The organism is Halodesulfovibrio sp. MK-HDV (assembly GCF_009914765.1).
In the GTDB taxonomy this organism is placed as follows: Bacteria; Desulfobacterota; Desulfovibrionia; order Desulfovibrionales; family Desulfovibrionaceae; genus Halodesulfovibrio.
Genome location: NZ_WYDS01000009.1, coordinates 36340 through 49055 on the forward strand (window position 1 = coordinate 36340; position 12716 = coordinate 49055).

The window sequence follows — 12716 nt, forward strand, 5'->3', positions numbered from 1 at the left end:
TTTTACTTCAGCCTGAACGTCAAGGTTTGGCTTTTTCCTTTCCGAATAATATTTAAGGAAATATTATTCTTATCTAACATGGACATTAAAGAAGCCGCATCACCAAAGGATGTTAAAGACTTGCCATTTGCCTTTACAAGCAAATCGCCTTTACGCAATCCCATATTATATAAGAAACTTCCAGACTGTAGCGCCTGCACATGCAGCCCTTTCCTTCCCCCTTTAGTCTGAGGAACGATTTTAATACTGCTCGCGACCTTACTTAAATCTTTCAATTGATTTTTGATATAACTTCTTGCAACAACACGCCCCCCAGAGCTTCCGCGAGAAGCTGTTGCTTTTTTCCCGTCTATCAGAAGACGTTCTTTTGCCCTTCCCCGTTGTAAAATGATCTCACGTCTCTTTATCTCTACAACTTTCCAACCACTGATTTTTGAGCCATTCCTATATAGTGATTGTTTGTTTTTATACAAAACAATCGCCCAACTTTCAGATGGCTTTTCAGCAAATATTGTCCCGAGCAGATGAAACCCACGCTTACTAATGGAAAGAGCCTGGGATGTAGTTTTTTTCTTAGGCTTTCTTTTCTTTGGAACTGGGGGAGCATTTTTTACTTTGAGAAGATTTCGTTGCTCAATAATTTTAAAAGAACTTAATGCAACCTGCTTCTCTAAGATTTTTTTAGTAGTAACATTACGTGTCACATACTTGGGAGCTATGTCCTGTTCTACAAAAAAGAGAGCATAACAAGCATCGGCCATAAAATATGAAATTGCTGTAACTACCAGCAATTCAATAAAAATTTTCACTTTATCCGTCAAAATGCCTGTCATCTAGCTCTCGTCAATTGAAAATTGTAAAGATTTCAAGTAATAACCAAAAGATTCTGTATTACATCGCTTGCAAACGGCTATAAAACAGCTGCGATTACAAGGCAAGACTTGAATGATATAAACGAACTAAAGCAAATACAGCCTTTTTAAACACAATTCAATATAACTCTCCATGTACACACCAAAAAAAAAATGCCCAACTCGCCATACTTCATGACTACATTGAACATACAGACGGGGGCAGCAGGCTCTGCACAATTCTCGGTAGACAACTTGGCGCAGACTTGTATTACGGTTTCCGTCGCGCTGAACACCCTTTTTTTACGCCTCCTTACGGACCTGGAGCAGAACAAGCACTAATGCACGCAATTAACATTCCTTTACTGCGCCAATTTATTCTTACACGCACTTTCAGCAAGCGCACTCAATTTGTACGTAAATATCCCACCACTATTTTTAGCGGATTTTATGCTCCCCTCGCGGCACCATACCTAGAGGGACAGCAAGGAATTTACTATTGTCACACTCCACCCCGTTTTGTGTACGGCGAACGTGACTTTTTTCTTTCTACAGTTCCTGCTGTTGCAAGACCTCTTCTTAACAGTTTTATAAACTGGTATGCCCCACAGTTCAAAAAAACGCTGCCACATATTCAAACATTTGTGGCGAATTCAAAGAACGTCCAAGAACGCATCAAAAATTTTCTGCACAGAGATTCGACGATTGTATATCCGCCTTGTGATACCGAACAATATCATAACGCAGAATCACAAGGGTACTACCTCTCCATGGGGAGACTAGACCCTCTTAAACGGATCGATGTCATCATTAATGCATTTAAAGAAATGCCAACGAAAAATTTGGTGATCACCTCTTCTGGGCCTTCTGAAGAACAACTGAAAAAACTTGCAACAGACTGCGATAATATCAAATTTGTTGGGCAGCTATCCGAAAAACAACTGCAAAAAGCTATTGCGGAATCGATTGCAACTATCTACATTCCAAAGCAAGAAGATTTCGGCATGTGCGCTATCGAATCAATGGCGGCTGGCAAACCGGTAATTGTGGCTGCTGAGGGTGGACTTCTCGAAACTGTTACCGATGGTGAGACAGGCATTTTCACCCCTGCAAATCCTCAGGGCAAAGACATTATCGAAGCCGTAAACTCGCTCTCAGCCAGCAAGGCAACATGCATGAAAACAGCATGTCTTGACCGGGCAACACAATTCGATACTTCGGTATTCGTTAATGCCATGAAGCGTCTTATCTTGGAACGCTAACTGCACACTTCGATCACGTTCTCAGCACCATTTGAAAAAGAGAATTACATGCCCTGCATCCAGCCTGACAAAGCTCACTCCATCTCCAAACAACCCTCCGGCAATGAAGGTTTCACCATCGTTGAAGTTCTGGTTGCCTTAGTGCTGTTAGGGGTAGCAGTCATGATGACAGTTACTCTGACCACACAAAATCAGGACAACCTTGCCCAGACCCGCTTGCAGGATACTGCAATTGTTCTTGCGCGAGAAAAGCTCTTCGAACTGGAAAACGACGGATTTTCGGCAAGTACAGGAAAGTCTGGCGATTTTCGTCCGGACCATCCTGGGTTTACGTGGAAGGCTTCAGCGCATGCTACAAACACAGCGGCTATCTATAGATTACTCTTGACTGTTTCATGGGGAGATGAGGAAGACAGAGATGTTACCATTGAAAAACTATTCAAAGAATAGAATGCCTACTCAGATTACCCCTCCGAACGGGCAAGCAGGTTTTACTTTATTTGAAGTACTCATCGCCATGACGCTAATGGCGACCATTATCACAACTCTTTTTGCACTGTTCGGCAATGTAATTGACGCATCGCAACATGCTCGGAAGCGTATGGCATACGATCAAGCCGGCAGAACAATTTTAAGCATTGTTGAAGATGATTTTCGCTATATGCTTCCAGATATGAAGACTAGTGGACTGAAGTTTGATGCAACGATGGATAGCGATACATTTGAAGAACAAGACCTGCTTGGATTTGCCAGCACATCCTCCCTCGCTTTTCGTACTCATGAACATGTCCGCTCACTACAATATGTTACCTACTCCCTTAAAGAACAAGACAACGATCTCTTCACACTTATCAGAACAGAACGTCCAAACCCCACAGTTACAGGGGACTTTAAGGAACTGAAATATCCTCTTATTGAGGACGTCTCTGAATGTGTATTTGAGTACTACAATGGTGAATATAATGAATTTCAAAAAGATTGGGGCGTAGAAAAATCGCAGCTTCCGACAGCCATACGCATGACCCTTACTCTGGGTACAAAAGACGAACCATACCAATATCAGCTTGTAATTCCATTACCGCAGGAGGATGAATTATAATGCGACTACCTGCGCCATCCATTGAACGTAATAACGAGCAAGGCACCATTATCATCATCGTCTTGCTTGTACTTGTAGTGTTATCCTTTCTTGCCATGGAATTATCCAAGGAAACACTTATTGATCACACAAGCTCCGTCTATGTAAAATCATCCATCACTGGAAATATTCTATGTGATTCCGGAAGGATGCTTGCGAAAGAAATACTGGTTACTGACTTAGAAGAAAGCAAAGGTGACTACAATTTTGAAACATGGGGCCTGTTTAATACAGAACTCGAGGATATTTCTGAGGAGTTAACAAGCGGTACTCTTTCTGGAGAAATAACAGACGAGAACTCACTTTTCCCTATTAATAAGCTTGCGCTACTTGATAAAAATACAAAAAAAATTACTGAACAATATCAGGGTGTCTTTTTGCGCATGCTGAAAACGCTTTGTAGCGATTTAAATTTGACCTCAGGAACAGCGGAAGATCTCCTCATTTCAATACGCATTTGGCAGGGTGAACAGCTCTCTAGAGCCTCAGAGGACGACACTTGGTACGCGGCTCAAAAGATACCGTACACTCGAACCAAAAAAACATTCCGTTCACCAGACGAAATGCTCCTCCTCTACTGGCCCAAAGCCAAAGAAAGCGATATTAAAAAGCTTTATTATGGCACGGATTCAGTAAGCGGCTTACGCGACCTCATAACGATATGGGGAGAAGGGCCTATTAACATGAACACTGCAAATGAAACTCTGACTACTGCCATTCCTATTGCGAACAATAATAAAGAAGACTTTCTGAATAGGATGGCGCTTTACCGCAACGATCCTACCAGTAACTTCGAAACAACATGGTATCTTAACGCAGCTAAGTTTAGTGGAATTGAAGAAAAGAATATTCCTAAAGATATCTTGGATTTTAAATCCAACACATTTCGCGTCACTCTCACCGCTGATATTGGCAGTGGCAGTAAGAAAGAAATAATTTTTCTGCGCCGAACAGATAAAAAAGTCGTCCTTCTGGGAAGCCATGGAGAATAACTTCCCAGACAAGGAGTTATGATCTTAAATTGTTACTTACCCAAAACGCTCGTTGGTGACTCAATATATGCATCTTTGTTTATAAATACATATTCTTCCTGAGGGTAAAGAATACCGTATATATAATTTTGTTCTTCCGTTGGAATAATTGTAGGTTCAAAAGCCCTAGCTGCGACTAACATACATCGGCCTTCACATAGCATTCTGTTCAACGAGATGACATCATGTTGGTTAAGAAACCTGAAGCACATATTAAAATCACACATTGTATACGCAGCAATTATCTTAGGAGCAGGAATAGGCTTGTCCGGCAAAGCATCCCAACGACTACATGCGCAAACAAAAAGCAACAGACAAATCATTATATACCGCATAACAACTCCTTAGATCTTTCTTACTGTAAGATTAGAGGTAAGACCTTGTTAGCTCAAGCATATGTCTTTAGTCGTTTTTATAATCATCCCAATTTTCATACGGAAATTTTTCACTCGCTACTAAAACGAAGACTAGATCATAGATAAAAATCTATGATCTTTTTTTGCTCTCAATGACTTCTTTCCACGCCCATTCCACTTAGCCCCACCCCAAACACATTCATAATAAAAAAACGGACAGCCATCATGACTGTCCGTTTTTTATTATTTACGATTAAAGCAACGATTCCAAATCAACCGGAGCTTCAAGAACGACTTTAGCACCTGCTGCTGTAAGTTCTTCACCCCCTCTAAAGCCCCATGATGCCCCCACGGGAACCATGCCTGCATTTTGAGCCGTTTGCATATCCACATCTGAATCGCCTACGAAGATTATTTGTTCTGGCTCCAACTTCATCTTTGCAGCAATTCCTATTGCACTATCTCCAGCCGGCTTAAGGGGAACATCTGGAAGCCCGCCCTGAACGACAACAAAGTCAACTGTTGGGAAAAATTTCTTAACAGCCGCTTTTGTTAGCTCATCCGGCTTATTTGACAGTACAGCCAACTGCTTACCTGCCGCAGCAAATGTAATCAGCACATCCTGCACGCCATCATACGGGCGAGCAATGGTGTTCAACGAACGAGCATATTCTTCACCAAGAACAGCGTACAAAGCTTCACATTCTTCCTGACATTGCTTCTCCTTAGGGAGCACTCTCCAAGCCAGTTTTTTCGCACCGCTACCTACAAATTGGCGATACGCGTCAACAGAATGCTCAGGATACCCAACACGAGCAAGAGCCGCGTTGGTTGCCGCTGCAATTTCTTCCAGAGTATATAACAAGGTACCATCAAGATCGAAAATGACAGCAGAAAAATTCAGTGAACTACTCATAGATATTACCTTTATAAAATCACAGTCTCAGCTGTGGCGTATTTTCTTCAACATACTGCCAACCCCATCGATTAACGCAGTAAAATACACTGTAAAAATCACCATGAATAATTGCAACCACCAAATATGTTGAAGGCTAAGGAAAGGCTGTACTAATCTGAAAATATAAAAGCCCTGTAGAAATTCTTCTACAGGGCTTTTCGTGTATTGCTATTTTATTCGACTAGCTCAGTACGGCGTGCTGCAATACAGCACAACAATGTATAGCAACCTAATATAGTTATCTGTCGCGCAGAGATTAGTCTTCCGGATGCAATCGAGCAAATATGCGCTCAGGTGTCATCGGTAACTCTGTAAAGCGCACTCCTGTTGCATTCGCAATAGCGTTACCAATTGCAGATGCAGGACACACGAGGCTGCACTCACCAGCGCCCTTAGCTCCGAAAGGCCCAGTCGGATCATGAGATTCAACAATAATAGATTCCATCGGTGGAATATCTTCAGCAGTCGGCAACATGTAGCTATGCATATTGCTATGGGTCTGAACACCTTTATCGTTGTATCTAATCTCTTCAGTTAAAGCATACCCTAAGCCCTGAACCACTCCACCTTCAATTTGCCCTTCGACAATCATCGGGTTCACTGCGGTGCCTACATCATGTGCTGCCGTGAGTTTTAAGACTTCAACCTTACCAGTCTCAGTATCCACTTCAACATCTGCAAAACACACATGCCATGGCGGTGCATTCTTAGGAACAATTTTACCGACACTGATAAACTGCTTGTTTCTCACATGAGCGTGATATGCAATATTCTCTAAAGTCACCTTTCCAGTTGGATGCTCTTTGGCGTCGTCCAACGTCACACAAGGTGCTTCGTCGATTGCTGTAACTGAGGACATAAAAATATGGCCATATTGTAACGTAAGGGCATCAGGAGAAGTATCGAAGTATGGCGCAGCATATTCCAACATTTGCTGCTTAGCATCCTCCGCTGCCGCTTTAATCGCCAACCCGGCGGCATAACAGGAACGACTCGCATGCCCACCAATATCAAATGGAGAAGTTAAGGTATCACCAAATGACAATGAAATATTTTCCATGTCAGTACCGAACGCTTCTGCTGCAATCTGTACGAGAGAAGTACAAATACCTGTGCCCATTTCCGGCACGCCAGAAGACACCTGCACAGTTCCGTCAGACTGAACTGTAAAGTAGGCATTGTCGTAGTCTACACAGAAAGGCCAAGCGTTACTTACGTGCGTACCTACCGCCATACCCATGCCACGAACTTTGTTCGGCGCAGACGACTTAAGCGACGCACGATCCTTCCAACCGATACTCTCCGAGCCTTGTTTCATGCACTCAGCCAGTTCAGAACTCAAACATGGGAATGGCAGACACCAAGGGTCATTCACCTTCATAATGTTTTTCATACGCAAGTCGTACGAATTCATTCCCAGCTCGTCCGCCATCATGTCTACCACTTGTTCCAGCGCAAAGTTACCCTGCGGGTTACCGAAACCACGCATGGCTCCAGAACTGGTGTGGTTGGTGTAAACGCTATGTCCAAAGTATCGCTGATTCGGAATACGGTAGATTGCCAGCGTCATGGCTCCACATACTCCGGGGAGTTCTGTGCCGAAGCCACAATATGCGCCAGTGTTAAAGATAGCCTTCAGATCGAGTGCGTTGAATGTACCGTCTTTCTTAGCACCCAGTTTTACCGTTATGGTTGCCGGATGCCGAGTATCTGAGGCAATAAAATCTTCTTTTCGTGAATAGACAAGCTTAACGGGACGTTTTGCCAGTAATGCCAAGCCCATTGCAATTGGCTCAGCAAGGCCGCTTAACCCGATACGTACGCCAAACCCACCACCTACGTATGGGGGAGCCAACACACGAATCTTACTGGCGGGAACATCAAATATTTTCCCGAGAATTGCGCGTGATGGATGCGGAGTCTGTGTTGTAGACCATACGGTTACTTCGCCACTACCGTTTACCTGAGCAACAGCGCTCTGCGTTTCCATCTGCACTTGTTTTACAATTGGAAGCTTAAAGGACTTTTCGATGACAACATCAGATTCTTCGAGACCTTTTGCTACGTCACCGTAAGGAATCTTAATGATCTCACCAGGGATGTTTTTCCCCTCAGGGGTACATCCCTTCTCACCATGCAATACAGGCGAATCCGCCCCCATTGCTTCTTCAGGATCAAACACAGCGGGCAGTAATTCGTACTCTACCTTAATCAGCGTTAACGCTTGCTCAGCTATGGCTTCAGTTGTAGCAGCTACCGCCGCAACTTCATCACCAACATACCGTACAATTTCATCAAATAAATATTGATCCAACACTCGTTCCAAATTGGAAACTGTGAGGAACATCGGAGCGGCTGCGTTGAATAAATTTTTAGGACCATTCTCATGCGTCATTACAGCATGTACGCCGTGCAGTTCTTCTGCCTCAGACGTATCAATACTTACAATCCGAGCATGAGCATGGGGGCTGCGCAACACTTTAGCATGCAGCATACCCGGCAAAGCCATATCACTAGTGAAAAGAGCACGGCCTGTTGTTTTATCAACACCATCGCGCCGATCAACATTCTTACCTACTACGTGTAATTTAGTCATGGCTCCCTCCTTTCACCGCATCCTTGCGCAACGTACGGGCTGCATCCTCAATTGCGTCTTCAATTTTCACATATCCTGTGCAACGGCATATGTTTCCTGAAACAGCTTCGAGAATTTGTTCTTTAGAAGGTGACTTGTTTTTATCCAAAAGCGCCTTCGCAGACATAATCATACCGGGGGTACAAAAACCACACTGCACAGCGCCCTTCTCGATAAAGCTGGTCTGAAGCGGATGTAGTTCTCCGTTCTCTTCCACCCCTTCAATTGTCTCTACAGAAGTTCCATCAACCCGCATTGCCGGCAAAAGACAAGAGTTTACAGCTGCACCGTCAACAAGAACTGTACAGGAACCGCAGCCACCTTCGCCGCAACCTTTCTTTGTACCTGTTAAGTAGAGCTTATCGCGCAAGACATCCACAAACAGTTCAAACGGATCAACACGAACAGAAACAGGTTCACCATTCAAAACAAACGAAACGAGCTTAGTATACATACAGATTCTCCCATCTAACCTTGCTGTGCATCAGCTATTGCAGCTTGCAGCACTCGTTCAACACATACAGGAAGAACTCCTATGCGGTATTCCTTGGAACCACGAACAGCACTACTTCTGAAGGTAGCCTGCTCTCTTGCCAGCACGCCTGCTTGTTTTATGTTTTCTTCTGTAATCTCTGCTCCCTGCAAAAACTCTTCTGCTGCTACTGCATGTTGAGGACCGGCACCGACAGGTGCCATCAGCAACTGTACCCCATCAAACTTCGCATCAGTAACACGAACCTTTGCAGAAACATTCAGCATAGGGAGCGATAACGCTTTACGCTGTTCCATACGGATATAGGCAGAGCCTTCTCCATCATTTTTTTTGGGGAACGAAATATTAGTCACAACCTGACTACTGCTGTTAATGCAGGAAATACATATTCCAGCATATAACTCACTAAATGGAATACTTCTGGAGCCCTGCTCATCAACAACCGTTGCGGTTGCATCAAGACAGGCCAAAGCAACAGCTGCATCAGCAGCTGGGTTGCCATTCACAACGTTTCCAACAACAGTTGCAACGTTACGAATCTGTAGCGAACCAACCTTTCGGCAAGCATCTACTAAACCCGGTGCATGATGCCTAAGAAGAGATGATTTTACGACTTGAGCATGAGTGACGTTGGCTCCAATTGATATGGAGTCATTTTCCTCTGTTATGCGTTGCATTCCATCAATTGCACGTAAATCAATTAGTGTGTCGACAGAAATTTTACCATCACGCATGTCGAGAACAAGGTCTGTGCCACCTGCAATAATTCTAGCCCGTCCCTTAGACTGGCCTAACATAGATACTGCCTGTGCAACTGTTCCCGGAAAAACATAATCCTGAGCCATACAGTGCCTCCAAAGATCTGGTAAGAAAAACTAGCAGCGATAAAAAGAAGACTCCTTTACCTGCTACATAACTTTGCTTGGAAAGACCAAACCGTCCTTATATATTTATTTAAATATAGGATCGTTATAATGATTCTGTATAGCTATTTGATTATAACCCCACCGAAAAAGCTGTGTTTAATTTAACACAGCCACTCTAACACCACCCTCCCCAAGCCCCGAATAGAGCGGTTTCAAACTGAATCTAAGTCGAAGAGACTGTACAAAATTCGATTGACGAGTAAGTATGCACTTGCATCAACAGTAACCACAACAATCTCAGTGCAGTAGGAAAACAATTCGTACTCACAGATTGCCACTCATCTATATGAAACTGTTTTTGACTACCAAAACGAGATTACACAATGAGCAAAACAAACCACTTTGGCTTAGACTTCGAAACCTTTGCCACACTTATTGACAACCTGCATGATGAAATAATTATTTATGACAACAACTACCGCATGCTTTACGTCAACAAAGCATGCGAACGTCATTATGGTTTCACCCAGCAAGAGCTCATAGACATGCCGTTCTGGGACGTTGTACGAAAGCATAAAGCATGGGATCGCCCAATGCTTCCGCTTATCTACGAGAAAAAATGTCCAGCAAAGCAAATGCAACAGACATATCTCGGATTACAAGTACTCACCATTGCTACACCTTTTTTTGATGATAAACAGGACGTTCAATACGTCATGCTTAATATTCGTGATAACTATCATGACAAAATGATTCCAAGGGCTGAAGACCTAGTGACTGAAGAGCCACAATCTTCAAAAGCGCATCCTGAGTATCTTATCTACCGTAGTGCAGGAATGGAGAAAGCTATTTCTGATGCACAGAAAGTAGCTAATGTAAACGCACCTTGCCTGCTGCTTGGGGAATCCGGTTGCGGCAAAAGTCTGCTCGCTAAATACGTTCATGCAAATAGTAATCGCGTCGACAAACCATTTGTTACGGTAAACTGTGCAGCCATTCCGCACGAACTTTTTGAGTCAGAACTTTTTGGACATGTTGAAGGCGCTTTTTCAGGAGCAACTAAAACTCGCGGCGGGCTTTTTGCCAAAGCAAAAGGCGGCACGCTGTTCCTTGATGAAATTTCTGAACTCCCTCTCCCGATGCAGGCAAAACTTCTTTATGCTGTGCAGGAGTTGGAATACCGCCCTGTTGGAAGCTCCGAAACCGTCAAAGCTGATGTGCGCATTTTAGCGGCATCAAACCGTAACCTGAACCTTATGGTTGAAAGCGGTGCATTCCGTCAGGATCTTTATTTCCGCCTGAATGTTTTTGACATTACCATCCCTCCACTCAGAGAACGCCCTGAAGATCTTGTCCCCCTTATCCATCTATTCTTTAATAGATACGGAAAATTGCATGGCAAAGGAAAACGGCTCGCATCTGGCGTACGTAAACTTCTCAGCCAATACACATGGCCGGGTAACGTCCGTGAACTTGCTCACCTTATAGAGCGCCTTGTTGTAACTGTTGAAGACGAGATTATTTCAGTCGATCATCTTCCAGCCTCTATTTACGAAACACAGGGAAACCCTGCCGCACTTGTTATGGCTTCGGATAACCTTGATGAAGCACTTGAAGCAGTTGAACGCCAACTCATTATTGATTCTTTCAAGGCTTACGGAACCAGCAGAAAAGTTGCTACAGCGCTCAACATTAGCCAATCACGCGCATCACGCCTCATCCGAAAATATGTTCCGGCAACAAAATTGTAACTTCATGAGTCACCTCCGACTCTAAGACCCGCTTTTGATTCAAAGAGAGTCCCTGCAAAGCCATAATTCTCTTTATTTTGAGTCTTCAACGACTCAAGTAGCCTTAAAGATTGAGTGTTTAAACAGCTTATTATTGCTATAACTATTTGAAATTTAAACGATTTTTAACATCGCCTTTTGTGTCAATATTGGCACATCCCTTGCTCTATAACTACCACAAATGATGGTGCATACTTTTAAGAACAATCGTCACAGTATCTTTAAAACGTAACGATACATTGCTCTGTTTTTATCCGTGCATCATCCCCCGAGAGAGGATGCTGTTACATCAACAGCACACTAACGAGGTGAAACTATTTAGAAGGGAGATGTTTTAATGTTTAAGAACAAGACATATTTCGGAATTGCCTGCGCATTACTTGCCACAATGCTCTGGGCTGGTGCTTTCGTTGTTGCACGCCTTGCTGTAGGTCAAATTTCCCCTATGACACTTGGCGCTACACGCTGGTTTGTAGCTCTGCTCATTCTCTGTACGTTCACTCTTCCAAAAGTAAAAAAAGAGTGGCCGATTGCTAAAAAATTCCTGCCACAAATTCTTGCCGCTGCCTTAACAGGTGTTGCCGCTTACTCTCCGCTCAGCTATTTCGCTGCTCAGACAACATCAGCAATCAACTTGTCACTCATTTCTGTTACTACACCGATCTTTATTGTTATTATCTCATCAATGATGGGACAGAAACAAACTACCAACACATGGCTCGGTTGTACTGTCGCACTTATTGGTTCCTTCTATCTCGTCTGTAATGGCGAAATGTCCCGACTCCTCGGTCTCCAGTTTGCAGCAGGCGACTTCCTTATGCTTCTGGCTGCTGTCGGGTTTGCTGTATACAGCCTTATCCTGCGTAAAATCCCAGAAGGGCTCTCACAACTTACTATTCTGTCCCTCATGTCATTCTTTGCTGTGCTGATGCTTCTCCCATGCGTTATCTGGGAATCTACACAGCCATCAATGGTCTTTAACATGAACGGCATCGTTTTCTTCAGTATCGTTTTCTCAGCAGTATGCTCATCCATCATTGCATGGTTCACATGGAACCTCGGTCTCCAATATGCCGGACCGGCAACATCCGGCATGATCTACTACAGTCTCCCGTTATGGGGTGGATTATTCGCCTTTGTATTCCTCGGTGAAACAATGGGCACAGTTCATCTCATCAGTGGAGCGCTCATTATTGGCGGTATTGTGTGGGCAAGCCGCACTCCAAAATCAGTTGAAAAAACTGAGACCGTTCTTAACGAGGCGTAGTCGATAGCTCCTTTTCACGGGTGGAGAAATTCTCCACCCGTACTTTTCATCCCTGCCAAGCGCCCATCG

The 12716-nt window shown here is 43.7% G+C and carries 11 protein-coding genes; 6 read left to right on the plus strand and 5 right to left on the minus strand.

Annotated elements, in window-relative coordinates:
* Nucleotides 1-2 precede the first annotated feature (2 nt).
* Entirely contained in the window at nt 3-833 is an 831-nt protein-coding gene (locus MKHDV_RS08615) for a type II secretion system protein N (RefSeq protein WP_160714324.1), read from the minus strand.
* A 359-nt stretch (nt 834-1192) separates the two neighbouring features.
* Between MKHDV_RS08615 and MKHDV_RS08620 the strand changes: the two genes are divergently transcribed.
* Genes MKHDV_RS08620 through MKHDV_RS08635 form a run of 4 tightly spaced genes read left to right on the plus strand, consistent with a single transcriptional unit; the run spans nt 1193 to nt 4243 of the window.
* Nucleotides 1193-2113, plus strand: coding sequence for a glycosyltransferase (locus MKHDV_RS08620; RefSeq protein ID WP_160714326.1), 921 nt, complete (start codon nt 1193-1195; stop codon nt 2111-2113).
* Between the two features lie 48 nt (nt 2114-2161).
* A complete protein-coding gene (locus MKHDV_RS08625) occupies nt 2162-2563 on the plus strand; it encodes a prepilin-type N-terminal cleavage/methylation domain-containing protein (RefSeq protein ID WP_160714328.1) in 402 nt (133 codons plus the stop codon).
* The gene (locus MKHDV_RS08630) at nt 2532-3212 is read left to right on the plus strand and encodes a type II secretion system protein GspJ (RefSeq protein WP_160714330.1); all 681 of its coding nucleotides are present in this window, start codon (nt 2532-2534) and stop codon (nt 3210-3212) included. The genes MKHDV_RS08625 and MKHDV_RS08630 overlap by 32 nt, the downstream gene beginning before the upstream one ends.
* Nucleotides 3212-4243: a general secretion pathway protein GspK gene (locus MKHDV_RS08635; protein WP_160714332.1), complete on the plus strand. Its 1032-nt coding sequence runs from the start codon at nt 3212-3214 to the stop codon at nt 4241-4243. Before MKHDV_RS08630 ends, MKHDV_RS08635 begins: the two co-directional genes overlap by 1 nt.
* 648 nt (nt 4244-4891) lie before the next feature.
* Here the strand turns inward: MKHDV_RS08635 and MKHDV_RS08640 are convergent.
* From MKHDV_RS08640 to MKHDV_RS08655, 4 genes are all read right to left on the minus strand, one after another.
* Nucleotides 4892-5554 (minus strand): HAD family hydrolase, encoded by a 663-nt coding sequence (locus tag MKHDV_RS08640; RefSeq protein WP_160714334.1) that lies wholly within the window; start codon nt 5552-5554, stop codon nt 4892-4894.
* A gap of 298 nt (nt 5555-5852) precedes the next feature.
* Nucleotides 5853-8192 carry a xanthine dehydrogenase family protein molybdopterin-binding subunit gene (locus MKHDV_RS08645; protein ID WP_160714336.1) on the minus strand — a complete coding sequence of 780 codons (2340 nt, stop codon included), beginning with the start codon at nt 8190-8192 and terminating at the stop codon, nt 5853-5855.
* Entirely contained in the window at nt 8185-8685 is a 501-nt protein-coding gene (locus MKHDV_RS08650; RefSeq protein WP_160714338.1) for a (2Fe-2S)-binding protein, read from the minus strand. Before MKHDV_RS08650 ends, MKHDV_RS08645 begins: the two co-directional genes overlap by 8 nt.
* A 14-nt stretch (nt 8686-8699) precedes the next feature.
* Entirely contained in the window at nt 8700-9569 is an 870-nt protein-coding gene (locus tag MKHDV_RS08655) for a xanthine dehydrogenase family protein subunit M (protein ID WP_160714340.1), read from the minus strand.
* Between the two features lie 404 nt (nt 9570-9973).
* Between MKHDV_RS08655 and MKHDV_RS08660 the strand changes: the two genes are divergently transcribed.
* Nucleotides 9974-11341, plus strand: a complete 1368-nt coding sequence (locus MKHDV_RS08660) for a sigma-54-dependent Fis family transcriptional regulator (protein WP_160714342.1) — start codon at nt 9974-9976, stop codon at nt 11339-11341.
* 376 nt (nt 11342-11717) lie between these two features.
* A complete protein-coding gene (locus MKHDV_RS08665) occupies nt 11718-12647 on the plus strand; it encodes a DMT family transporter (protein ID WP_160714344.1) in 930 nt (309 codons plus the stop codon).
* The last annotated feature ends 69 nt before the right edge of the window (nt 12648-12716 follow it).